Annotated in this window: 25 protein-coding genes; 13 read left to right on the top strand and 12 right to left on the bottom strand. The window is 63.1% G+C overall.

Features of this window, described 5'->3' with window-relative positions; all coding sequences use genetic code 11:
- Window positions 1-67: 67 nt before the first annotated feature.
- Entirely contained in the window at window positions 68-568 is a 501-nt protein-coding gene (locus NKJ89_RS19855) for a (2Fe-2S)-binding protein (protein WP_352604872.1), read from the bottom strand.
- 199 nt (window positions 569-767) lie between these two features.
- On the opposite strand from NKJ89_RS19855, the gene NKJ89_RS19860 reads away from it, so the two are divergent.
- The 3 genes from NKJ89_RS19860 (at window position 768) to NKJ89_RS19870 (ending at window position 4002) form a co-directional block, all read left to right on the top strand.
- Window positions 768-2018 (top strand): FIST N-terminal domain-containing protein, encoded by a 1251-nt coding sequence (locus tag NKJ89_RS19860; protein WP_352604874.1) that lies wholly within the window; start codon window positions 768-770, stop codon window positions 2016-2018.
- A 14-nt stretch (window positions 2019-2032) separates the two neighbouring features.
- Window positions 2033-3373: a hybrid sensor histidine kinase/response regulator gene (locus NKJ89_RS19865; RefSeq protein WP_352604876.1), complete on the top strand. Its 1341-nt coding sequence runs from the start codon at window positions 2033-2035 to the stop codon at window positions 3371-3373.
- A 122-nt stretch (window positions 3374-3495) separates the two neighbouring features.
- On the top strand, window positions 3496-4002 hold the full coding sequence (locus tag NKJ89_RS19870) for a GNAT family N-acetyltransferase (RefSeq protein ID WP_352604879.1): 507 nt from the start codon (window positions 3496-3498) through the stop codon (window positions 4000-4002).
- A gap of 29 nt (window positions 4003-4031) precedes the next feature.
- Here the strand turns inward: NKJ89_RS19870 and NKJ89_RS19875 are convergent, their stop codons facing one another.
- Entirely contained in the window at window positions 4032-4715 is a 684-nt protein-coding gene (locus NKJ89_RS19875; RefSeq protein ID WP_352604881.1) for a response regulator, read from the bottom strand.
- A gap of 173 nt (window positions 4716-4888) precedes the next feature.
- On the opposite strand from NKJ89_RS19875, the gene NKJ89_RS19880 reads away from it, so the two are divergent.
- The 3 genes from NKJ89_RS19880 (at window position 4889) to NKJ89_RS19890 (ending at window position 7398) form a co-directional block, all read left to right on the top strand.
- Window positions 4889-5584 carry a fumarylacetoacetate hydrolase family protein gene (locus NKJ89_RS19880; protein WP_352604883.1) on the top strand — a complete coding sequence of 232 codons (696 nt, stop codon included), beginning with the start codon at window positions 4889-4891 and terminating at the stop codon, window positions 5582-5584.
- A gap of 4 nt (window positions 5585-5588) precedes the next feature.
- Window positions 5589-6239, top strand: a complete 651-nt coding sequence (gene maiA, locus NKJ89_RS19885; protein ID WP_352604885.1) for a maleylacetoacetate isomerase — start codon at window positions 5589-5591, stop codon at window positions 6237-6239.
- Window positions 6240-6357: 118 nt separating this feature from the next.
- Window positions 6358-7398 (top strand): zinc-dependent alcohol dehydrogenase family protein, encoded by a 1041-nt coding sequence (locus NKJ89_RS19890; protein ID WP_352604887.1) that lies wholly within the window; start codon window positions 6358-6360, stop codon window positions 7396-7398.
- Window positions 7399-7422: 24 nt separating this feature from the next.
- On the opposite strand, the gene NKJ89_RS19895 is transcribed toward NKJ89_RS19890, so the two are convergent.
- Window positions 7423-8286 (bottom strand): DMT family transporter, encoded by an 864-nt coding sequence (locus tag NKJ89_RS19895; RefSeq protein ID WP_352604889.1) that lies wholly within the window; start codon window positions 8284-8286, stop codon window positions 7423-7425.
- Between the two features lie 105 nt (window positions 8287-8391).
- Here NKJ89_RS19895 and NKJ89_RS19900 point away from each other — a divergent pair, with 105 nt between their 5' ends.
- Complete coding sequence (locus NKJ89_RS19900) at window positions 8392-9792, top strand: aminotransferase-like domain-containing protein (protein WP_352604891.1); 1401 nt, start codon at window positions 8392-8394, stop codon at window positions 9790-9792.
- 16 nt (window positions 9793-9808) lie between these two features.
- Here NKJ89_RS19900 and NKJ89_RS19905 read toward each other — a convergent pair whose 3' ends face one another.
- Entirely contained in the window at window positions 9809-10702 is an 894-nt protein-coding gene (locus NKJ89_RS19905) for a LysR family transcriptional regulator (protein WP_352604893.1), read from the bottom strand.
- 131 nt (window positions 10703-10833) lie between these two features.
- Between NKJ89_RS19905 and NKJ89_RS19910 the strand changes: the two genes are divergently transcribed.
- Window positions 10834-12303, top strand: coding sequence for an MFS transporter (locus NKJ89_RS19910; RefSeq protein WP_352604895.1), 1470 nt, complete (start codon window positions 10834-10836; stop codon window positions 12301-12303).
- A 17-nt stretch (window positions 12304-12320) separates the two neighbouring features.
- Here NKJ89_RS19910 and NKJ89_RS19915 read toward each other — a convergent pair whose 3' ends face one another.
- The 3 genes from NKJ89_RS19915 to NKJ89_RS19925 form a co-directional block, all read right to left on the bottom strand.
- Window positions 12321-12818 (bottom strand): MaoC family dehydratase, encoded by a 498-nt coding sequence (locus NKJ89_RS19915; protein ID WP_352604897.1) that lies wholly within the window; start codon window positions 12816-12818, stop codon window positions 12321-12323.
- Window positions 12819-13010: 192 nt separating this feature from the next.
- Window positions 13011-13439 (bottom strand): phasin family protein, encoded by a 429-nt coding sequence (locus tag NKJ89_RS19920; RefSeq protein ID WP_352604898.1) that lies wholly within the window; start codon window positions 13437-13439, stop codon window positions 13011-13013.
- A 112-nt stretch (window positions 13440-13551) separates the two neighbouring features.
- Window positions 13552-14847, bottom strand: coding sequence for a DUF445 domain-containing protein (locus NKJ89_RS19925; protein ID WP_352604900.1), 1296 nt, complete (start codon window positions 14845-14847; stop codon window positions 13552-13554).
- 199 nt (window positions 14848-15046) lie between these two features.
- Between NKJ89_RS19925 and rirA the strand changes: the two genes are divergently transcribed.
- Complete coding sequence (gene rirA, locus NKJ89_RS19930) at window positions 15047-15511, top strand: iron-responsive transcriptional regulator RirA (protein ID WP_023757678.1); 465 nt, start codon at window positions 15047-15049, stop codon at window positions 15509-15511.
- A gap of 41 nt (window positions 15512-15552) precedes the next feature.
- Here the strand turns inward: rirA and NKJ89_RS19935 are convergent, their stop codons facing one another.
- The 5 genes from NKJ89_RS19935 to hemP are packed head-to-tail and all read right to left on the bottom strand — an operon-like array spanning window position 15553 to window position 19675.
- On the bottom strand, window positions 15553-16341 hold the full coding sequence (locus tag NKJ89_RS19935) for a heme ABC transporter ATP-binding protein (protein WP_352604902.1): 789 nt from the start codon (window positions 16339-16341) through the stop codon (window positions 15553-15555).
- 25 nt (window positions 16342-16366) lie between these two features.
- Window positions 16367-17470 carry a FecCD family ABC transporter permease gene (locus NKJ89_RS19940; RefSeq protein WP_352604904.1) on the bottom strand — a complete coding sequence of 368 codons (1104 nt, stop codon included), beginning with the start codon at window positions 17468-17470 and terminating at the stop codon, window positions 16367-16369.
- 11 nt (window positions 17471-17481) lie between these two features.
- Window positions 17482-18372 (bottom strand): heme/hemin ABC transporter substrate-binding protein, encoded by an 891-nt coding sequence (locus tag NKJ89_RS19945; protein WP_352604906.1) that lies wholly within the window; start codon window positions 18370-18372, stop codon window positions 17482-17484.
- A gap of 11 nt (window positions 18373-18383) precedes the next feature.
- Entirely contained in the window at window positions 18384-19445 is a 1062-nt protein-coding gene (locus NKJ89_RS19950; protein ID WP_352604908.1) for a hemin-degrading factor, read from the bottom strand.
- 23 nt (window positions 19446-19468) lie between these two features.
- Entirely contained in the window at window positions 19469-19675 is a 207-nt protein-coding gene (gene hemP / locus NKJ89_RS19955) for a hemin uptake protein HemP (protein ID WP_023757683.1), read from the bottom strand.
- A gap of 198 nt (window positions 19676-19873) precedes the next feature.
- On the opposite strand from hemP, the gene NKJ89_RS19960 reads away from it, so the two are divergent.
- Genes NKJ89_RS19960 through hmuQ form a run of 4 tightly spaced genes read left to right on the top strand, consistent with a single transcriptional unit; the run spans window position 19874 to window position 23980 of the window.
- The gene (locus NKJ89_RS19960; protein ID WP_352604910.1) at window positions 19874-22054 is read left to right on the top strand and encodes a TonB-dependent hemoglobin/transferrin/lactoferrin family receptor; all 2181 of its coding nucleotides are present in this window, start codon (window positions 19874-19876) and stop codon (window positions 22052-22054) included.
- Between the two features lie 5 nt (window positions 22055-22059).
- Window positions 22060-22503: a hypothetical protein gene (locus NKJ89_RS19965; RefSeq protein ID WP_352604912.1), complete on the top strand. Its 444-nt coding sequence runs from the start codon at window positions 22060-22062 to the stop codon at window positions 22501-22503.
- 1 nt (window position 22504) lies between these two features.
- The gene (locus NKJ89_RS19970) at window positions 22505-23611 is read left to right on the top strand and encodes an energy transducer TonB family protein (RefSeq protein ID WP_352604914.1); all 1107 of its coding nucleotides are present in this window, start codon (window positions 22505-22507) and stop codon (window positions 23609-23611) included.
- 54 nt (window positions 23612-23665) lie between these two features.
- Window positions 23666-23980 (top strand): heme-degrading protein HmuQ, encoded by a 315-nt coding sequence (gene hmuQ / locus NKJ89_RS19975; protein WP_352604986.1) that lies wholly within the window; start codon window positions 23666-23668, stop codon window positions 23978-23980.
- Window positions 23981-23991 lie beyond the last annotated feature (11 nt).

Genomic DNA, 23991 nt, shown 5'->3' on the forward strand with positions numbered 1-23991 from the left:
GTGAATGGTCGAAATGGAGGAGGAGCCCGCGGCCGCTCTACTCACTATTCACCATTCACTATTCACCCTAGGCAGCCTGTTTCGCCTTGCCCTTGGACGCCTTGGACATCGTCTTCGATGCAGCGAGGATCGCCTTGACGATGTTGTGGTAGCCGGTGCAGCGGCAGATGTTGCCTTCGAGCTCGGCGCGCACAGTCGCCTCGTCGAGGCCTTCGGGATGGCGATTGATCATATCGGTCGCCGTCATGATCATGCCCGGCGTGCAGAAGCCGCATTGCAGCCCATGATGTTCCTTGAAGGCGGCCTGCACCGGATGCAGGTCGGCGCCGTTGGCCAGGCCTTCGATCGTCACGACGGTCGAGCCGGAGGCCTGCACGGCAAGCATCGTACAGGATTTGACTGCCTTGCCGTCGACATGAACGACGCAGGCGCCGCATTGCGAGGTGTCGCAACCGACATGCGTTCCGGTAAGGCCGAGATTTTCCCGCAGGAAGTGAACCAGAAGTGTTCGGTCTTCGGCAGCACCGCTGACCCGTTTTCCGTTCACCATCAACGAAACGTCCGACATGGTCCCTCCCTGGGTATCAACCTTGGTCTTCACGCTGCCGACGCGGTGTTTGCGCGTCAACCCCATGCATTATTCGTACACCGCACAACGGACAAAAAACAGCACGTCGCAAACGCGGCACATTATACTTTCGGTCATGGCCACGCCCCACCCTGCAATCCCGGCCTGCCCATTGCCAAAACACAGATTGAAGGCAACAATGTTTGTCGACGCGGGCGCCAAAGCACACAAAAAACAGGGCGCGCACAAAAACGCGTCGGAGGAAACGCGGAGAACATCGCTGGCCAATTCACGGACGCGCTATGCATGCGGCCTGTCGGCGCTCACCACGGACGAGCCCGACATGGAGGCGTTCGCCAGGGCGATCGCGCTGGAGGCAGCCGTGATCGACGCCGGCTTTGCACTGCTGTTCTTTTCCCAGAGCCTGGTCGAGGCTAGCGCGCTTTCCCAGGCGCTCATGACCCACGCACCGGCCCTCCATCACGCTGGCTGCTCGACCGCCGGCGAGATCACGCCGCAAGGCCTCGAGGATGGCCACGTGCTCGCCATGCTGCTTCCGTCCGCCGTGTTCACCGCCGTCAGCGTGATGGTCGACAATTTGTCGTCGTCGGGCATGGACAGGATCACCAGTGAGGTCGAGGCCTTGCGGCGGTCGCTGCGCGCGCGCCTGGGTTGCGATCGCACCCAGGGAACGTTCGCGCTCTGCTTCATCGACGGACTTTCCTATGCCGAGGAAGCGGTGAGTTCGGCCATCCATTGGGGCCTAGACGACATACCGCTGCTTGGCGGCTCGGCCGGCGACGATCTGAAATTCGAGACGACGCGCCTGATCTCGAACGGCAAGGTCACCTCCGACAGCGCCATCATCGTACTGGTAGCAACCGAAATTCCTTTCCATGTCTTCAAGACCGACAATTTCGTTCCAACAGACGAAAAGCTGGTGGTGACGTCGTCAGATCCCGATCACCGCATCGTGCGCGAGTTCAACGCCACCAATGCCGCAGAGGAATATGCCGCTTCCGTCGGCATCGTCGCGCAGATGCTGACGCCGCTGAGCTTTGCTTCGCATCCGGTGGTGGTGAAGGTCGGCGGTGAATATTACTGCCGTTCGATCCAGAAGATGCATCCCGACGGCTCGCTGTCGTTCTTCTGCGCCATCGACGATGGCGTCGTGCTGTCGATCGCCCAGCCCAAGGACATGATCGAAGCGACGCGCGCGGCACTGCGCGATGTCGAGGAGAGGCTTGGCGGCATCGACATGATCCTGGGCTTCGACTGCGTGCTGCGCCGGCTGGATGCGCGCAACCGGCAAGTGTTTCGCGACATCTCGGAACTCTACCGGGTCAACAATGTCATCGGCTTCGGCACCTATGGCGAACAGTACCGGTCGATGCATCTGAACCAGACTTTTACCGGCATCGCCTTCGGCGAGCGCCAGGCGGCGGAATAAGGCGGCGGAATACGATGCCGCTGAGGGACATAAACGATCTTGAAAAGCTGAAGAAGATCAACGCGGCACTGGTCAGCCGCGTCGAACGGTCGATGGACCAGCAAGGCAACGCCTTCTCGCTGTTCCAGACAGCGATTTCGCTGGAAAACCGGGTGCGCACGCGAACCGAGGAACTGCACTCGACCTTGCGCCGGCTGGAGCAATCGAACATCGACCTCAGCGCCGCCAAGGAAAACGCCGAACTGGCGAACTTGTCCAAGACAAGGTTTCTCGCCGCCGCCAGCCACGACGTGCTGCAGCCGTTGAACGCGGCACACCTCTCGGTTTCGGCGCTCGCCGAAGTGCAGACCAGCGACGAGGGCAAGAAGCTGGTGCGGCAGGTCGAGCGCTCGCTGGAGACGATGGAGGACCTGCTGCGCACGCTGCTCGACATCTCCAAGCTCGATGCCGGCGTGGTGCAGCCCGACATAAGCGACGTCAGCCTGGAGGCGCTGTTCTCGTCGCTGCGCTCGGATTTCCAACCGGTGGCGGAACTGAAGGGCCTGTCGCTGAAGTTCCGGCCGGTCAATGCCGTGGTCCGCTCCGACCGCACGCTGCTGCGCCGCATCCTGCAGAACATCCTTTCCAACGCGCTGGGCTATACTGGCTCAGGCGGCGTGCTGGTCGGCACCAGGCATCGCGGCGACATCATCCGCATCGATGTCGCCGACACCGGCTGCGGCATCCCCGACGACCAACGCGAGGCGGTGTTCGAGGAATTCCATCGCGGCACCTCGTCCGCCAATGCCGAACTGGACGGTGGCGGTCTCGGCCTCGGACTTGCCATCGTGCGCCGCATGGCCAGCGCGCTCGGCCATCCCGTGACATTTTCATCGAAGGTCGGGCGCGGCACCATCTTCCACATCGATGTTCCCGTCGGGATCGGCGCCCCGGCCGACGCCATCGCCAGCCTTGCCGACATGGAACGGCCGCGCGGCTATGGCCTGTTCGGCACCAAGGTGCTGCTGGTTGAGAACGATGTCGAAGTGCTGCAGGCCATGATCTTCCTGCTCGAGCGCTGGCAATGCCTGGTGCGGGCCGCGACCTCGACCGACGATGCCCTCGACATGCTCGGCGACACCGACTGGGTGCCCGACATCGTCATTGCCGACCAGCATCTCGACGGCGGCGATCTCGGCACCGCCACCATCGCCGAAGTCCGTGACTATCTCGGCCGCGCCGTGCCGGCGCTGATCGTCACCGCCGACAGTTCCGAAGCGGTCGCCAAGGCCGCCCGCGCCGGCGGCATCGAACTGATGCGCAAGCCGCTGAAGCCGGCACAGTTAAGGGCGCTGCTGGCGCATTTGCTGGCTTAGGGCGGAACTACGGTGACAAGTGCGCATTTGCCTGGCAACCGAAACCCGATGGCGACTGTCGGCGTTTGTGGGCAATGAGCTTTAGAGTCGAACCGCTTGCTCGACAGAATTGGCCGGCGTTCGTGGATCTGTTTTCGGTGAGCGGACCGGTCGGTCGTTGCTGGTGCATGTACGGAAAGATTGGCCCGGCTTACCGCCAGCGGCTACCCGATGAAAATCGGCGTGCATTTCAGCAATCGGCGTTATCTGGCGATGTGCCCCAGGGCCTTTTGGCCTTCGACGGAGAAATGACCGTGGGATGGTGCCAAATCACGCCCGTCGAAGCAGTGCCTTACCTCAAGACAAGGTGGACCGGCGCCGAAGACCGTCGGGAAAAGACATGGTTCATCTCCTGCTTCTACGTCCGCAAGGGCCATCGTCGACGCGGGATAACTCGAGTACTGATCAAGGCGAGCATCGCTCACGCAAGACGACATGGCGCCGAGGCGATCGAGGCGATGCCACTCGATGGCAGCAAGTCGCCGAGCGCAACGGGTAGCGGGTACGTGTCGACCTTCGAGAGCGCAGGGTTCCAAGCCATAGCACACCGCGATGCGGCCCACCCGCTGATGAGACTTTCATTGTCATAAGCCACGACGCGCACGCCCGCCGTTGGCCCTCAAAACCCAGCCTGGTCCCGAAACAGCTCCGCATTGTCGAGCTTCGACACCTCGATCACCGCCTGCGTGCGGCTGTAGACATTGAGCTTGCGCAGGATTTCCGACACATGCGCCTTCACCGTGGTTTCGCCGACCTGCAGCTCATAGGCGATCTGCTTGTTGAGCAGGCCCTGGCGTAGCATCTGCAGCACCCGCAGCTGTTGCGGCGTCAGCGTCGACAGGCGCTGCACCATGTCGGCGCGGTCGACGCTTTCGGCGTCGGTCGTGCGGCCTTCATAGGTTTCCGGCACATAGATCGCGCCTTCCATCACCGAACGTATGGCGGCGGCCAGATCGCTCTTGCGCGCCGATTTCGGAATGAAACCGGCGGCGCCATAGGACAGCGCCTCGGAAATGATCTTCGGCTCCTCATGGCCCGAGACGACCACCACCGGCAGGCGCGGATACCGGGTTCGGAGCTGCAGCAGGCCATCGAAGCCGTGCACGTCAGGCATGCTGAGATCGAGAAGCGCAAGGTCGAACGACTTGGCGCCGGCCAGAAGGTCGAGCGCCTCGGTGATCGAGCGCGCTTCCACCGTGTCGACTTCGGGATAGGCCATCTGCACTGCGCTGTGCAGCGCCTCGCGAAACAGCGGATGGTCGTCGATGATGAGGAACCGGGCGCGATCGTGGATTGCGGTCATGGGGGTTCGTTTCAGTTCAAGGGCGATTAGGATAACCCCGACACCATGGCCAGATTATTGCCAAATAGTATATCGCCATCTCCGGCGGAAAGTGCCGTCGGCATGGTCTCGACCAAATTGCCTTGCCCGGGCGCCCAAATCGGTCGAATGTTACCCGCCAAGCAGAGACCCGCATGACAGAATTCGTCCTTCCCTCGCCCGCAATCCCATCGGTGGCCGTTGCAGGCTCACTCGAGCGCTTTGCGGTGCGCCGCATCTTCTGCGTCGGCCGCAACTACGCCGCGCATGCCCGCGAATTCGGCAATGACGAGCGCGATCCGCCTTTCTTCTTCACCAAGCCAGCCGACGCGGTGGTCGATTCCGGCGCTGATATCCCCTACCCGCCGCTGACGGCCAATCTGCACCACGAGATCGAGCTGGTTGCCGCGATCGGCAAAGCCGGCTTCCGCATTCCCCGTGACAAGGCGCTGGATCATATCTGGGGCTATGGCGTCGGTATCGACCTTACCCGGCGCGATCTCCAGGACGAGGCCAAGAAGGCCGCCCGTCCGTGGGACTGGGCGAAGGCGTTCGACCGCTCCGCGCCTTGCGGTCCACTGGTCCCCGCGGCGAGATCCGGACACCCGCAAAAGGGCCGCATCTGGCTCGCCGTCAACGGCCAGGTCAGGCAGGATGCCGACCTCGCCGAGCTGATCTGGCCGATATCGGATATCGTGTCGATCTGCAGCGAGGCGATGGAGTTGCAGCCCGGCGACCTGATCTTCACCGGCACGCCGGCCGGCGTCGGCGCGGTTCGTGCCGGTGACACGATGACTGGTGGCGTCGAGGGCGTCGGCACGATCGAAGCGACCATCGGCCAACCGAAGTGAGCGCATGAGCGACCTCGTCCTGCACAACTACTATCGCTCCTCCACCTCCTACCGGGTGCGGATCGCGCTGGAGATGAAAGGGCTGAGTTATGCCTACGTGCCGCATCATCTGCGCCATGGCGAGCATCTGGAACCGGCCTATCTCGCAGTCAATCCGCAAGGGCTGGTGCCGGCGCTGGTCCTCGGCGACGGCACACTGCTGACGCAATCGCTGGCGATCATCGAATTCCTCGACGAGACCAGCCCGGAACCACCGCTGCTGCCAAGCGATCGGGCCGGTCGGGCACGCGTGAGAATGCTGGCGCAGATGATCGCCTGCGACATCCACCCGGTGAACAATCTGCGCGTGCTGACCTCGTTGCGCACCCTGTTCGGCGCCGGCGATCAGGACATCACCAACTGGTTCCGCCATTGGGTGAACGAAGGCTTTCAACCGCTTGAGAAGATCCTGGCTTCGTCGCCCGAGACCGGCACATTCTGCCATGGCGAGACGCCGGGGCTGGCTGACATCTGCCTGGCCGCGCAAGTCACCAGCAACGCCCGCTTCGGCGTCGACCTGAGCCCCTATCCGACGATCGCTCGCATCAACGCCGCGTGCATGGCGCTGCCGGCTTTCCAGAAGGCGGCGCCCCAGAACCAGATCGATGCTGAATAGGGCTTCATCGGCCGACGCGTAACGTCGGCGCCCGGTTCTGGCGGAATCGATTTCCGCTTGACCCAACTGGGAATCGGCTATCGTTTTCCTGCAACGTAGCAGGGTGGGAGTGTGACCTATGAGAGCCGTCGTCTTCGAGAAATTCGGCGAAGCGCCGACGATCCAGACTGTTCCCGATCCGAAGCCGGCTGCCGATGGCGTCGTCATCAAGGTCGAGGCGACAGGGCTTTGCCGCAGCGACTGGCATGGTTGGATGGGGCATGACGACGGCATTACGCTGCCGCATGTGCCGGGGCACGAACTGGCCGGCATCGTGGTCGCGGCCGGCAAGCAGGTCACCCGCTGGAAAGCAGGCGAACGGGTCACCGTGCCGTTCGCCGTCGGCTGCGGCCGCTGCTTCGAGTGCAATTCGGGCAATCACCAAGTCTGCGAACACCAGACGCAGCCTGGCTTCACCGGCTGGGGCTCGTTTGCCGAATATGTCGCCATCGAGCACGCTGACACCAATCTGGTACGCTTGCCCGACGAGATGGAATTCGCCACCGCCGCCAGCCTTGGCTGCCGCTTCGTCACCTCGTTTCGCGCCATTGTCGACCAAGGTCGGGTGACGCCGGGCGAATGGGTGGCGGTGCATGGCTGCGGCGGCGTCGGCCTGTCGGCGATCATGATCGCCAGCGCCATGGGCGCCAATGTCATCGCCATCGACCTCACCGACGAGAAGCTGGATTTCGCCAAAAAGATCGGCGCCGTCGCAACCATCAATGCGGCAAAGACGCCGAATGTCGTCAAGGCGGTCAAGCAGATCACCAATGGCGGCGCGCATATGTCGATGGACGCGCTCGGCCACCCCACCACCTCGTTCAATTCGATCGCCAATCTGCGCCGGCGCGGCCGCCATGTGCAGGTCGGCCTGATGCTGGGCGAGCATGCGCGGCCGCAGGTGCCGATGGACAAGGTGATCGCCTTCGAACTCGAAATCCTCGGCAGCCACGGCATGCAGGCCTACCGCTACCAGGCGATGATGGACATGATCCGCAACGGCAAGCTCAGGCCCGAACTGCTCGTCGGCAAGAAGATCAGCCTCGACGAAGCACCCGCGGCCCTGATGGCGATGGGCGGCTTCGAGGGCATCGGCATCGGCGTGGTGGCGAAGTTTTAGCCGGCCCGGTCGCCCGAGTCGGCCCTACCTTGCAAACTTCTTCGCGCCGAACACGCACAACACCACGCCGAGCGTGACGACGACCATCAGCGGGCTGACCTGCTCGTGCAGCAGCGTCGCCGCCAGGGCGAGGCCGAAGAAGGGCTGCAGCAACTGCAACTGCCCAACGGCGGCGATGCCGCCTTGCGCCAGGCCGCGATACCAGAAGACGAAGCCGATCAGCATGCTGAACAGCGAGACGTAGCCCAGTCCGATCCAGGCGTTGGATCCGACGCCGGCAAAGGACGGCGGCAGCGTCGCGAAAGTCAGCACCAACATGATCGGCAGCGACAGCACCAGCGCCCAACAGATCACTTGCCAACCGCCGAGCTTGCGCGACAGCGCTGCCCCCTCGGCATAGCCCAGGCCGCAGGCGACGATGGCGGCGAGCATCAGGCCATCACCGATCGGCGAAGCCGTCACGCCTTGCGTCAGGGCAAAGCCTGCGACCAGCGCACTTCCAACGCACGAAAACAGCCAAAACGCCGGGCGCGGACGGTCACCACCGCGCAGTACGCCGAAGATCGCGGTCGCCAGCGGCAGCAGGCCGACGAAGATGATGGAATGGGCCGTGGTGACGTGCTTCAGCGCCAGGGCGGTCAGCAAGGGAAAACCGACGACCACGCCAAGTGCAACGATCGCCAGCGACAGCAGATCGCCACGCTCCGGGCGTTTCTGCCGGAACAGGAGCAGCAGCGCCAGGCCGAGCATTCCGGCAATCGCCGCCCGGGCCGACGTCAGGAATGTCGGATCGAAATCTTTCACCGCCACGCGCGTTGCCGGGAGCGAGCCGCTGAAGATCAACACGCCAATGAACCCGTTCACCCAGCCGCTCGCGATCTTGTCCATCATATGCTCCGTTTTGTCGGCTCTGTATCGAGCGGAGCCCGTGGCATTGCCAGAGACAATGCGGTACAGTTATACAAAACTGTCATGGGCAATTGAGCAGTACGGATGGACAGACAGACCACAGGCGAAAGCAGCGGAACGCTGGTCGAAGGCGTCATGACGACGATCCGTCAGCGGATCGCGGCGCGCAGCCTGACGCCGGGAGCGAGATTGCCGTCGATCCGCGCCTTCGCCAAATCCATGCAAGTGTCCAAATCCACCGTGGTCGAAGCCTATGAGCGGCTCGCCGCCGAAGGCGCGATCCGGTCCCGGCCGGGCTCGGGCTTCTATGCCGCCGGCTCGCTGGCGCCACTGTCGCTGGCCGAGATCGGTCCCCGCCTCGACCGCGCCGTCGATCCGCTCTGGATCTCGCGCCAGTCGCTGGAAGCCGGCGACGACATGCTGAAGCCCGGCTGCGGCTGGCTGCCGGCCTCCTGGATGCCGCAGGCCGGATTGCGCCGGGCATTGCGCACGGTGGCGCGTGCGGCCGATATTTCGCTGGCCGACTACGGCACGCCACTCGGTCTGCCGCCGCTGCGGCAATTGCTGGCGCGGCGCATGGCCGGGTATGGAATCGAAGCCTCGCCCGACCAGATCATACTGACGGAATCGGGCACGCAGGCCATCGATCTCCTGTGCCGGTTCCTGATCGAACCCGGCGACACCGTGCTGATGGACGACCCCTGCTATTTCAACTTCCACGCCCTGCTGCGCGCTCACCGGGCCAAGGTCGTCAGCGTCCCCTATACGCCGTCGGGACCGGATATCGACCTGTTCGCGCAGGCGCTGGCCGAGCACCACCCGCGCCTCTACATCACCAACTCCGCCATCCACAACCCGACCGGTGCGGTCCTGTCGCCGGTCACCGCGCACCGCCTTCTCAAGCTCGCCGACCAATCGGATCTGACCATCGTCGAGGACGACATCTTCGCCGATTTCGAACATGCCCCTGCCCCCAGGCTGGCAGCGTTCGATGGCCTGAACCGCGTCGTCCACATCGGCAGCTTCTCCAAGACACTTTCAGCGTCGGTTCGCTGCGGCTTCATCGCGGCACCCCGCGACTGGATCGAGGGCCTGACCGACCTCAAGATCGCTACGACCTTCGGCGGCGGGCGGCTTGCGGCCGAACTCGTGCTGACCTTGCTGAAGGACGGCAGCTACCGCAAGCACATGGATTTGCTGCGCGCGAAGCTTGCGCGCGCCATGGGCGAGACGAACGCCCGCCTGAAGGCGATCGGCGTCACGCCCTGGATCGACCAGCCGGCCGGCCTGTTCTTGTGGTGCAGGTTGCCGGATGGGGTGGATGCGGCCGAAGTGGCCCGCCGCGCCTTGGCCGACAACATCGTGCTGGCGCCCGGAAACGCATTCAGTCTGTCCGGAACGGCCAGCCGTTTCCTGCGCTTCAACGTTGCCCAATGCGCGGACGAGCGGATTTTCAAAGTGCTCGAGGCAGCAATGGAGCGTTGACGCGCACGGTTGTCGGTCAGCGCGACGCCGCACAGACCTCTCGCACGCAATCACGCAACCAACGTTGCGCCGGATCGGCATCGAGGCGCGGGTGCCACAGCATGGAGATGGTGACCCCAGCGGTGGCAACCGGCAGGGGGAAACTGTGCATGCCGGCGCGTGCGCCCTCGGTATGCCGCTCCGGAACGCTGGCGATCAGGTCTGACGTGCGCGCCATGGCAAGTGCTGCCGAGAAACCGGAAACCATGCACACGACCGTCCGCTGCAGCCCGAGCAGGCTCAAAGCCTCGTCGATCGGCCCTTTCTCGCGGCCACGCCGTGAAACGCTGATGTGCCGGCCCGCCGCATAGCGCTCGGGCGTCACCGCGCCCTCACTCAAGGGATGACCCGTTCGCACGGCGCCGATGAAGCGGTCGCGAAGCAATGCCTGAATGCGCACCTCCGGTCCGGTCTCGCCAGCGACGCCTATGTCCAGATCGATCGCCGCGTCGCGCAACGACATGACGTCCTTGTCGGATTTCGGTGCAAAGCGCAGCCGCACGCCGGGCGCATCGTTCTGGATACGCGCGACGAGACGAGGCGCGAACTCTTCGACGAAACTCTCATTGGTGCGCAACGTGAAGACCCTGTCGAGGCGCCGGAGATCAAGCAGTATGGCAGGACGCAGCAGTGCCTCCGCATCCTGGACGACACGGCCGACCTGCTGTCGCAGTTCTTCGGCACGCGGCGTCGCCACTAGGCCGCGACCGGCCCGAACCAGCAGCGGATCGCCCGTCGCCTCCCGCAGCCGCGCCAGCGTGCGGCTCATCGCCGAAGGGCTGAGACGCAGACGGCTGGCGGCGCGCGCCACGCTGCCTTCGGACAGCAGGACGTCGAGAGCAAACAGCAAATTGAGATCGGGCGATGCCATTGGCGAATCATAGCATATGATATGGCGTTTGACGCATGAATACGATGCAAATGCTGCGCCTTCCGCCATATCAATCAAGAGACTAAATCTCCGCTGGCTCCGGCACTGGAGCTGATGGAAAGGAGATCGCCGTGGCAATCGCTGAGCAAAATCGGGACGGGCGCGCATCGGCGCTGCCACAGATGCAATCCGCCCGCTGGGCGCTGGCAAGCCTGTCGCTCGCCACGCTGCTGTCGTCGATGGGAACCAGCATTGCCAGCGTCGGGCTGCCATCGCTGATGCAGAATTTCGGCTCATCGTTCCAGTCCGTGCAATGGGTTGTTCTGGCCTATCTCCTCGCCATCACCACACTGATCGTCAGCGCCGGACGGCTGGCCGACATGTTCGGGCGCCGGCCGTTGCTGCTTGGCGGCATCGCGCTGTTCACATCGGCATCGGTGCTCTGCGGCCTGGCGCCGACACTCGGGCTGCTGATCGCCGCGCGCGCCGTGCAAGGGTTTGGCGCGGCGCTGATGATGGCGCTGACGCTGGCTTTTGTCGCGGAAACGGTGAGCAAGGAGCGGACCGGCAGCGCCATGGGCCTGCTCGGCGCCATGTCCGCGATCGGCACGACGCTTGGCCCTTCGCTCGGCGGCCTCTTGATCGCCGGCTTCAGCTGGCGAGCAATCTTCCTCGTCAATGTCCCGTTGGGTGTGCTGACCTTCGCCCTCGCCTGGCGTGCCTTGCCGGCGCGCAGTAAAACCGTGCAGGCCGATCGCGGCACGTTCGACGTCATGGGCACGGTCCTGCTGGCGCTGACATTGGCCGCCTATGGGATGGCCATGACGCTTGGCAGAGGCAATTTCGGCGCGCTCAACATCAGCCTGCTGATAGCTGCCGGCATCGGCGGTTTTCTTTTCGCCGCCGTGCAAGCGAGAGTGAAAAACCCCTTGATCCAGCTTGCCGGCTTCCGTGATCTCCAGCTGAGCGCCAGTCTCGCCATGAGCCTCGTTGTCGCCACGGTGATGATGGCGACCCTGGTGGTGGCTCCGTTCTACCTGTCGCGCGGGCTTGGGCTGGATGCCGCAATGGTTGGCCTCGCACTGTCGGCCGGACCGCTTGTCTCGACCCTGTCGGCATTGGCGGCCGGACGCCTGACCGACCGCTTCGGCGCTCACAGGATGATGGTCGCCGGCCTGCTCAGCCTTGCAACGGGCACGTTCCTGCTGTCGCTCGCCATGACCAAACTCGGCATTGCCGGCTATGTCGTTCCGATCACCGTCACCTGCGTCGGCTACGCGCTGTTCCAGACATCCAACAATGCAGCGGTCATGACCGGTGTCGGTGCCGGCGAGCGCGGCGTCGTTTCCGGCCTGCTCAATCTTTCACGCAATCTCGGGCTCATCACCGGCGCATCGTTGATGGGCGCCATATTCGCCGTCGCATCGGCTAGAGGACACGAAGGTATTGGTCCTCTGAGTTCCGATGCCGCCGCACGGGGAATGCAGGTCACCTTTCAGACAGCAACGGTGCTGGCGCTGGTCGCGCTGGTCCTCGCGCTGCTCTCGGCCCGCATCGAGTTCAGGCGGCAGAGACTGGTGGAAGTGTCGCAAAACCTCTGATCTGCGCGAACCGGCGCTCAGGCCCCTGCCCGCTTGCGGCGCTCATAGAGCATGACCAGCGTTTCAGCCGTCAGAGCGGGCTTTTCCTCGCCTTCGATCTCGACCGTATTGGCCGCCTTCATCAGATACTGGCCGGGGCCTTTGTCCTCCATGGACAGCAGCGTGATGCGCAGCCTGATGCGTGCGCCGACCTTGACCGGCGCCAGGAAACGCACCCTGTCGAAGCCATAGTTGAAGGCGGCCTGGGTATTCTCCGGAACGATGCCCATGCCGAGCGCCAGCGCGCCGATGATCGACAATGTCAGGTAGCCATGCGCGATCGTCGTGCGGAACGGGCTTTGCCGCCGCGCCCGCTCGGGATCGACATGGATCCATTGATGGTCGCCGGTGCATTCGGCGAACTGGTCGATCCGGTTCTGGTCGACCGTCGTCCATTCCGACACGCCAAGCTCCTGCCCGGCCATCGTCCTCAACTGCTCGTAGGTCGGCGGCGTTTTAGGCCGTATTTCGGTCATTCCTGGTTTCCCGATCGCTTGCCAAGCCTCCGGACCACGAACTGACGGCCTCTGTCAATTCGCCCTGCGCGAATCCGTTCCGCCGAACCAGGCCACAATCGCGCCATGGCTCCCAGCGCAAGGGGCAGGTCAATCGGTATTTCCCCGCCTTCAGAGCGGCCGGCAGCAATGAGCCCGCCTGGGCCACAGCTGCTACTTCTTCTCGTAGCCGGAGCGAATTTCCTCCATCGCCTCCTTGATGCGCGTGCGCAGAATATCGACCGATTCGATACCGGATTTCTTTACCAGTTCAGCGACTTCGCCGGCATTCTTCAACGCCGCCTCGAAGGACTTTCTGGCAAATTCCGTTTGTTTGGCCATCAATTCCTGCGGATTGCCAGGCGCCCTGTAGCTCTGCGCCATATCGGTGACTTCGCGCAGCGTGTCCTGCAACATCTCGCGCTGCCTGGACAACAGCGAGGACGCGCCGGCGGCACCGGCTCGTGCCGATTTCTCCAGCGCTTCGAGGTTCTTGCGATGATGGGCGAGGATCGCCTCGACATCGACATTGGGCAGCTTCAGGTCGCGGCCGAATCTGCCGAACATGTCCATGAAGGAATCGGATTCCGGTTGTTTTGCCATGCTCGTTTTCTCCCCTTTGCCGCGGATGCGGGCGCCCTCAGCGGGAGAATAGCACTCGCATGCCGTGTGTCCATTTCGAACGCGATTGAAATCAACGCCAACTGGGCGTGCATCAATGCACGAGGAACAGCCGCTCTGCCAGATATAGCACGACACCCGCAAGCCCGCCGATGATCATGCCGTTGAAGCGGATATATTGCAGGTCCCTGCCGATGTTCATCTCGATCAATCGCGTCAGCTGCGCAAGATCCCACCGCTTGACCTGGTCGGCGATAAATGTCGACACGCCGCTTTTCTGGCTCTCCACGAACGACGCAAGCGCCACCACGAATCCCGTGTTCATGTCGGCCCTGATCTGCGCATCGCTTGCAAGATGCCGCCCGACCTCGACGAACATGTTGGCAAGATGCGCGCGGATAACCGAATTCGGCGCCTTGGCGTCCTGCTCAATGAACTGGCCGAGGCTTGCCCACATGTCGCCGGCCAATGCCTTGACCTCCGGCCGGGCCAGGAAATCGCGCTTCAGCTTCTCTGCGCGTTTGGCATATTGCTTCGATGTCCTCAGCCTTTCGACGAAGCCTAGAGCGAAATGGTCGAATTCGGCGCGCATCGGGTGATCCGGATCGGCCCTCACCTCGTCGAGCAGCGAGCCGGCCGAGGCGACGATCTTCTTCAGGAGATAGGCGTCGGCGCGAAACAGGTTGAACAGCGACGGCAATTCCTCGCGGATTTTCTCGCGCATCGTCGCCAGCGCCTGTTCGTCGTTGAGAAAACGGCCGATCACCTTGGTGAATTCATCGAACAGTTTCTGGTGGCGGCGATCGTCGGTGAGCGCCGACAACAGCTCGGCCGCCAGCGGCGCCAGTGGCACCTTCTCGATCTGCTCGAGCATGCGGCTGGTGACGAAGCCGCGCAGGCCGGACTGCTCCATCGCCACAAGCGTTTGCGGCACCAGTCGCACGACGAAGCGCGACAGGCCCGCAGCGCGTTCGGCATCGGCCAGCCAATCGGCGACGAGCGCCGAAAAATCGACCTCGGCAAGCTTTTCGCGCACCGGTTCGGGCGCCAGGAAATTGACCTCGATGAAGCGGCCGAGATTGTCGGCTATGCGGCTCTGGTTCTCGGGGATGATGGCAGTGTGCGGGATCGGCAGCCCCAACGGCCGCCTGAACAGCGCCACCACCGCGTACCAGTCGGCCAGGCCGCCGATGGTCGCGGCCTCGGCAAAGGCGGCGACGAGCCCGAGCCACGGATAGCTATGCTCGAACGACTTGGCCATGGCGAAGACGAGAACGCACAGCGCCAGTGCGGCTGTTGCCGCGAATTTCGTGCGCCGCAGCGCCGAAAGCTTGGCGTCCGCGTCGCTACCGATTCGCAAAGGGGTCATGGCCTGGGCCGATTGTGCCATGGTCGAGCTACTCCTCGTCGGTTGCGAGCTAATCTAGTGTCTCGCTTGTCCGAATGCCCGCCCTATCCTTCGCGGTCACGGTTTTCCCCGGCCTTGCACATAAGTTGACGCGAATATTCACCTATTATGCCACGCTAGTCTGGAATTATTCCAAGGTATGGGCCATATTCAATTCAACCTATTGCTTTGCGAGGACAAAATGCGGTTAACGCGCCAGACCAATTATGCCATGCGCATCCTGATGTATTGCGCGGCAAACGATGACCGGCTGAGCCGCATCCCCGAGATCGCCGCCGCTTATTCGGTGTCGGAACTGTTCCTGTTCAAGATCCTGCAGCCGCTGGTCGAACACGGCCTTGTCCAGACCGTGCGGGGCAGGAATGGCGGCGTCAAGCTTGGCCGTGGCGCCGAAGCGATCAGCCTGTTCGATGTGGTGCGCGTGACGGAAGAGAGCTTCGCCATGGCCGAATGCTTCGAGAACGATGCCGCCGAATGCCCGCTGGTCGATAGCTGTGCGCTGAATTCGGCGCTACGCGAGGCGCTGAACGCGTTCTTCGCGGTGCTGGAGCGCTACACTATCGCCGATCTGGTGGCGGCGCGCCCGAATGTGCGCAACCTGCTCGGCATCGACATGCTGTTGGAGCGCCGCGCCCCGGCTGCCTGAACTTGGCGACGTCATGGTCTGGCTCGACCAGCTGCAATAAATTAGGCCGCTGACTGGGGCAGCACGAACGGCATGTTTCCGGCCGGCAGCACGCCGACCCTCAGCCGGCAGTCGAACACTTTTTCGATCAGGTCATCGCTCAGCACGTCCTGCGGCGACCCTGTGGCGGCCAGCCTGCCATAATGCATGACGGAAATCCGGTCGACATACATGGCCGTCAGATTGAGGTCATGCAGGATGGCAACCACGCCGCCGCCTCTTCTGGCAAAGTCGCGCGCAATGTTCATGATGATCAGCTGGTGCTTGATGTCGAGGCTGGAAACTGGTTCATCAAGGAAGAGATAGCGCGGCTTGCCGTCGAGCACTGGCGCCCAGACCTGGCACAGCACGCGCGCAAGCTGGACACGCTGCTGCTCGCCGCCCGAAAGTTCCTGGTAGAAACGTCCGGCAAAACCGTCAAGATCGACGCGCGCCAGCGCCCGTTCCGGCAGCCGCGCATCCTCGCCCGGCAGGACGCCCGAGCGGCCGCCGACAAGGCCAAGCTTGACCACTTCTCGCACCGTGAACGGGAACGACAGCGTCGTCGCCTGCGGCAGCACCGCGCGCTGGACGGCGGTCTCAACCGGCTTCATCGCGCAGAGATCGCGGCCGTTGAGGGCGACGCGCCCGGTATAGGCGAGGTCGCCGGAGAGCGCCTTGAGGAAGGTCGTCTTGCCCGAACCATTGGGGCCCACGATGGCGGCGATCTCGCCGGGCCGCGCGTCGAAATCGACACCGCTGACGATACGCTTGCCGGCGATATCAACCGAAACGTCCCTTGCCTCGATCATCCCAACCCTCGCAAATAAACGACTCTCACAGGTCGACTACGCCGCGCTTGCGCAGCAGGATCCAAAGGAAGAACGGCGCGCCCGCGATCGCGGTGACGATGCCTATCGGCAGTTCGGCCGGTGCCACGACGGTGCGAGCGACCGCATCGGCCAACACCAGCAGCGAGGCGCCGAGCAGCGCCGACGCCGGCAGCAGATAGCGATTGTCCGGGCCGATAGCCAAGCGCAGCAGATGCGGCACCACGATGCCGACGAAGCCGATGCCGCCGCTGACGGCGACGGACGCGCCGACAGCGGCCGAGACCCCGATGATGGCCGTGTATTTTAGCCGCTGCACCGGAATGCCGAGATGGCCGGCGGTCGCCTCGCCCAGCGCCAGCGCATTAAGGCCCCGTGCCAGGAACGGCATCGCCGCCAGCGCCAAGACGATGATCGGCCCGACCGAAGCAATCTTCGCCCAGGTCGCGCCGCCGAGCGATCCGAGCTGCCAGAAGGTCAGGTCGCGCAACTGGCGATCGTCGGCCATGAAGATGAGGATGCCGGTCAGCGCCATGGCGAGTGCTGCCAGCGCGATGCCGGCGAGCAGCATGGTGGCGACCGAGGTCTGCCCTCGCCGAGTCGCGACCTGATAGAGCACCAGCGTCGCGGCGAGCCCGCCACAGAAGGCCGCCAACGGCAGTGCAAGCGTGCCGAGCAAGGCCGTCACCGGAGCCAATATCGTAGCGCCGAGCACGATGACGGCAACCGCGCCCAGGCTGGAGCCGGCCGAAACGCCGATCAGGCCGGGGTCGGCCAGCGGATTGCGGAACAGCCCCTGCATGACCGCGCCGGAGACCGCGAGCGCCGCTCCAACCAGCATGCCGAGGATAATACGCGGCAGGCGGATGTCGTAGACGATCAGGCTGTCGCGGGCGCTCAGCGCGGCGTCGCCGGGCACGGCGCCGAACAGCCAGTCGCCGATGACGTTGACGGCCGATGCGTCCGACGCCCCCGATGTCAGCGACAGAAAACCGACAGCCACGAGCCCCAAGCACAGCAGAAGAATGACGATGCGGGCGCGGCCCGACCGGTCGCCTTCAGATGCGCTCGCCATCATCTCCACCGGACCGGCGATCGATTGATCGACCATGATCTGCCTGCTCAGTCCGTGACGTGCCCGCCATAAAGCGAGACAGCGAGGTCGTGGATGGCGTCGGCCGTGCGCGGCCCAAAGCCGAGTAGGTAGCCGCCATCGATGCGGATCAGCTTGCGCGCGGTTCCGGCAGGCGTCGAGGCGATCGACGGGTTGCCGAACAGTTCGTCGTCCGACACCGGAGGCCCGGCATTGCTCATCATCAGGATCACGTCCGGCCTGGCGGTGATAACAGCCTCGTCGGACATTTGCTTGTAGCCGGAAAAGCCTTCGACCGCGTTGACGCCGCCAGCCAGCCTGACCATTCCGTCGGCGGCGGTCTCGCTGCCGGCCGCCAGGATCTTGCCGCCCTGTATCGACAGAACGAACAGGATGCGCTTGCGCTGCATGATCGAGGCCGTCTGCTTTTCGGCGGCCGTGAGCCTGGCATCAAGCTCCTTGGCGAGCGCCTCGGCCTTGGCGTCGACGCCGAGTGCCTTGCCGACGATGCGGACCTTCTCGAGGATACCCTCGTGGCTATAATGCTCGGGCACTTCGATGAACGGGACGCTCGTCTTCCTCAAGACATCGACGGCTTCCTTGGGACCGCTGCCGTGCAGCGCCAGGATGCCGGTCGGGTTGACCGACAGGACGCCTTCCGGCGACAGCGCGCGCATGTAGCCGACATCAGGCAGCTCAAGCGCCGCTTTAGGATACCGACTGGTGGAATCGCGCGCCACCAGATGCTTCTCCTCGCCGAGCGCAAAGACAATCTCGGTGATCGAGCCGCCAATGGCCGCAATCCTCGAGGGATCGGCAAATACGGCCGTGCCTTCCGTGGCGTTGACAGGTTGCAGCGCGACGAAAGCAAGGGACAGACCGATCGCCGGTCCGGCGATGATCTTGGAAATGCAACCCATTGTCGTTCTCCTCAGGCTGCCGTCGGGCTTGGGATGCGCGGCAGGTTCTCCGCCAGGAAGCGCCAGTCGTCACGCTCGCTTTCGCCTTCATGGCGCTTGCCAAAGAACTGGATGATCATCTTGCCGTCGGCGTCATAGACCTCGAGCGAGGTGACATGGCCGTCCTTGGTCGGCTTGCGCACGGCCCAGACCTCGTGGATGTGGTCGGTTCGCAGGTGCAGGTGGAAGGTTTCATCCAGCACGTTGATCCATGGTCCCATCGGCTTGATGGATTTGATAAGTCCGGAATGGATCTGGATGCAGCCGCGGTTTCCGACAAAGCACATGATCGGTATCTCGCCCTCCGCGGCATGATGGAACATGGCACGGACAGCGTCATTGTCGAGCAGCCAGGCATAGTCCTGGCCGACCATGCGCACCGCCTGCCGGCGGCTGAGCTTCAGCGTCTTCAGCATGCCGAAGAACTGGTGCACGTCGGTCAGCCGGCTCCAGCGGTCGCGCAGATCATCGAGATTGGCGGTCGCTTCGTCGCCATGGCTCTCGTCGTCGGGGAGAGGCCCGGAAATGTCGACCGTCGGCTCCTGGTTGGACGATTCGAGCGCGGCGACCAATTTTTGATACGCATAGAGGCTGGAGACCGGCCGCAGATGCACCTTGTGCACGGCCTCGCCGGCCGCGTCGAAGAACTGCAGGCTGCGGCGGATCTCGTCGCCATCGCGCTTCTCCACGGCAAAGCCATGCACCCACGCTTTCGGGAAGATGCGCAGATCGATGTTTTCGCCAAGCACCATGGCGTTGTGGTTGCCGGTGACGACCTTGTCATAGACGCCGATCTTTTCGTGCACCGCACTTTCATTGCGGGTCAGCGCCATGACTTCGCCGACGGCTTCGAGGCCAGTCAGCAAATCGTTGACGTGCGGCTGGATGCGAACGACGCCGTCGCCGCAATGCGCGGCTGCCAGCTCGGCCTCCGAAATGCCGAGTCGGGCAGCCAGATCACGCTCGCGCGCCTTCGGATTGTCTGTCCGTGCCCGCCGGATTTCATGCGGGGCGGGTTTTACGCGCTGGTCCATGTCTCGGTCCCTATTGCCTTGCCTTACTTGTTGAGAATGAGCTTGCCCTGCCGGGTAATCTTCAGCCGGTAGAGCGCGCCATGATGCTCGATGCCGATCTCGTGCTCGCCCTGGAACAGGGTGTTGCTGGACAGGGTTCGCACCGCCAGCGGAACCCGGTCGAAACGTGCGGAGGCATCATCGGAACGGCGGACGCGGTAGCGAAAATCGTTGGGATTGTGGGTGTTCATCTGGATCGATCCCTTTCCTGTGCCGGGCGTCTGGCTAGGCGTTGCGTAATCCGATTCATATCTTGACTCGAATAATCATGTTTACTAGTCAGTGCAATACCGGATTAAATGAGTCAAGATTTAAGACGCCGGATACGATCAAAAATGCCAGCCAGCCCCGGGCCAGCCAGCATGAAACCTGGACTTTGGAGTTGGGGCATGGGGTTGGTGACTTGGGAATGGCGCGGGCGATTGGCGGCGAACGGAGCTGCGGCTTTGCTGGCAAGCGTGGCGGCGATCGCCTTGTCGGCGCAACTGGCCAACGCCCAGCAGGCGGCGGACCAAAAGACAGATCAGACGAAGAAGGCTGACGAGGAACAGGCGGCACCGGCGGGAGCAACGCTGCTCGACCAGATCCTCGTCATCAGCCGCACCGGCGAGACGGCAATCGAATCGCTGGCGTCGGCCAGCCATATCGATCAGGAACAGCTCGACCGCCGCATGGCAACGACGCCCAACGAGATGCTGCTCGGCGTGCCCGGTATCGCCGCACAGGCCGACGCCAGGCGCGTCAGCACCAGCATCAACATCCGCGGCTTGCAGGATTTCGGCCGCGTCGCGGTCATCGTCGATGGCGCGCGGCAGATTTTCCAACGCTCCGACCACGGCACGCAGTCGACCTTCTACATCGATCCTGAACTCGTCAAATCCGTCGATGTGATCCGTGGTCCTGTCGCCAACACCTACGGTTCGGGCGCCATCGGCGGCGTCGTCTTCTTCGACACCAAGGACGCGGCGGACTTTCTCAAGCCGGACGAGACATGGGCCGGCTCCGTCACGGGACGATACGAGAGCAACGGCAAGGGCTGGACCACCAGCGCATCCGGCGCCTACCGCCTCAACGAAAACTGGGACGCGCTCGGCAACATCGTCTACCGCAACTACGACGACTACAAGGACGGCGGCGGCGACACCGTCAAGGGCACCGGCTTCGATGTGCTCAGCGGCCTGCTCAAGACCACTGTCCGGCCGACCGACAACAGTGAACTGAAGCTCGGCTGGGTCGGTTCAAGCGATGGCTGGAGCGAGATCAGCGGCGGCGTGCCGGTCAATGACGTCGACCTGAAGTCGAACACCTTCACGGCTCGCTACAACATCACTGATGAGGACAAGAGCTGGCTCGATCTCCACATCAACACCTCCTACAACAAGACCAACCTCGATCTGATCAGCCTTGTCCCGCAAAACCGCTTTGATCCGGTGACCGGCCTTCCCGTTGTCTTGCCGGCAGGATCGCAGTCGACATTCGACGTTGGCACGACAGGCATCGACATCTGGAACACATCCCGGTTCGAAACGGGCGGCATCGCGCATGAACTGACCTATGGCGGCGACTGGGTCGGCGACAACGTCAAGACGGGCGGTACAGCTGGCGGCGACAGCTTCTACACGCCTTCGGGCAAGCGCAACGTCTCCGGCGCCTATGTCCAGGACAAGCTCACCTGGGATTGGCTCGAAGTCATCGCCGGTCTTCGCTACGACAGCTACAGCCTCAGGGATGACACCCACGATATATCTGGCGACAGGGTATCGCCCCGGATCACCGTCGGTGTCTCACCATTCGAAACGGCAGGCCTAGCAGGCCTTCAGTTTTACAGCACCTACGCCGAGGGCTATCGCTCGCCGTCGATCACCGAGACGCTGATCAGCGGCAATCACCCGGCAGGCGTGAGCTTCCCGTTCCTGCCCAATCCAAATTTGCGGCCCGAAACTGGCAAGACGACCGAGTTCGGCATCAACTACAAGCAGAACGACATTATCGAGGCTGGCGACGCGTTCCGTCTCAAGGCCGCCTACTTCAACAACGATGTCGACGATTATATCGATGGCGTGACACTGTCGCCGTTCGATCCGACCAGCGGCTGCCCGTTCGGTCCCGGCATCCCGATCTGCTTCCAGTATCAGAACTTCGCCAAAGCCAAGATCAATGGCTTCGAGATGGAAGGCGTTTACGACGCTGCATGGGGCTATGCCGGACTTTCGGCCTCCATCATCAACGGTCACACGATCTCGTATGAAGGCGACCGGGCAGATCTCGCCACCATCCCCTCCTCCCAGGTCACCGCGCAACTCGGCTTGCGCTTCCTCGAGGACAAGCTGACTGTCGGTGGCGAAGTGCAGTACAATGGCAAGCCGAAGGGCAATGCAGTGGCCAAGAACTATACGCTGGTCAATGCCTTCGCCAGCTATCAGGCGACGAACAATCTGAAGGTCGATTTCCGCGCCGACAATTTGTTCGATGTCAAATACGCCAACCCGCTCAACGGAAGCACGACCGTCGCGGTCTATGAGCCGGGCATCACGCTGAAGCTGGCGGCAACGATACGATTTGGAGGCTGATGACGATGACGAGCTTGACGACATCCCTTTGTCTGCTGACCTCGATGCTGGCGATGTCGCTTGCGATGGTTCCGGCGTGGGCACAAGAGTCCGCGCCGGTCCCTGCGCTCACTCTCGAGCTCAACGCTGCACAACCTTCCGACAAGGGGTGCCGCCTGACGTTCGTGGTCAACAACAATCTCGGCGCCGACCTGTCCAAGGCGGCGTTCGAGATCGCCTTGTTCAACGAGGCCGGCGTCGTCGACCGGCTGACCGTGCTCGACTTCAAGGAATTGCCGGCAGGCAAGACCAAGGTGACACGTTTCGATCTGGCCGGCACCGAGTGTTCGAGAATCAGCCGCGTGCTGATCAACAGCGCGACCGAATGCACCGGTACCGGCGTCGAACCGAACGCCTGCATACGAAAGCTGAAGACGGGCACCAAGACCGGGATCGCTTTCGGAATCTGAGGTGGGACTGCATCCCGCATTCACGCGAACCACAGTGGCATGGCCTCTGGCCGGCTTCCGCTCGCTGTCCTCTGAACCAAGCGATCTTGATTTGACAATTCTGCTCGGGTCGCTGCAGGTCTCGACGCGAGACATGCAGGATATCAGCCCCCTCACAGACGCCAGCGCCGAGCTAGCGATAAAACCGACCGGGCCGCTGCTGCGACCATCGGCTTGGACCCGCAAATGGACGGCAGCGATCGTCGTCTCCTGCCTGCTCCATGCCGCTGTGGCAGCGGCTCTTCTGATCTCCCCTTCAGGGATATCCAGTTTCCAGGACGCAATTCAGTCAGAAGGCAGTGATCAATCGGGCGCCAACGTGGTCGGCAGCGCGCAGGACAAGGACCCGGCGGCGATAAATGTTGCGCTGGTGCCGAACCCGCAACCGACTAAGCCACAGCCAGCAAGGTCGCCCAAGCCGTCGGCGCCAATGGAGCCTTCTCGACCAGCCCAGGAAGCGGCGAAGCCGCCGCTCGCGCCTTTGCCGCAACCTGTCAAACAGCCAGCGGTGACACCGAACATATTGGTGGCCGGCGCCCCACGGTCCGATGACCAGAGTGTGGCTCCCAAGACCGAAACGCCGGCGCAGCCGACCGTTCAGGCCGAGAGCATCGAAATGCCTGACGCCGTTCCAGAACAGGCGCCGATTCCAAGCGCCAGGCCAACTCCGGCAGTTGTCCCAGCAACTGCTAGCGAACCATACGAGAAGCGCGGCACAGCGGACGGCCGCGAAATAAAAGCGGCCATTGCCAGCAAAGGCAAAAAACAAACCGATGCCGGCAACGCGGCAACGTCTCTCTATAGCGGCGAGGTGGCCAACAAATTGGCTCGCGCCAATCGCCGCGTTTCGAAAGCAGCGCAATCGACCGCCCGCAACAATGCTATGGTGGCATTTGTGGTGCTGGCCAATGGAAACATCAGCGACTTGCAACTTGCCAAAAGCTCAGGCTCTCCGGAACTCGATCAATTCGCGTTGGAGCTGGTGCGAAAACAGGCACCCTTCCCTCCCATTCCGCCGGAGACCGGAAAGTTAAGCTGGCGGTTCAAAGCACCAATCGGCCCATTCTGAGTCTCCGTGGCCCGTTACGCCAGCCATCGATCGTCAAGCATGAAAGGAATCACGATGTACATCGCCATGAACCGCTTCAAGGTGCAGGCCGGCTCGGAGGCCGATTTCGAGGCCGTATGGAAGAACCGCGACTCCAGCCTCGCGGAGATGAAGGGGTTTAGGGAATTCCACCTGCTGCGTGGCCCGGTCAACGAGGCCGAAGGCTACACGCTGTTTGCGTCGCATACGGTGTGGGCGAGCCATGATGATTTTATCGCCTGGACCAAATCGGAGAATTTCCGTGCCGCCCACCGCAATGTCGGCGCGACAAAAGTGCACTATCTCGGCCACCCCCAGTTCGAGGGCTTTTCGGTCGTCGAAGGCGCGTAACGACAGGCCGG

It is taken from the genome of Mesorhizobium sp. M0047 (genome assembly GCF_040323315.1).
Taxonomy (GTDB): domain Bacteria; phylum Pseudomonadota; class Alphaproteobacteria; order Rhizobiales; family Rhizobiaceae; genus Mesorhizobium.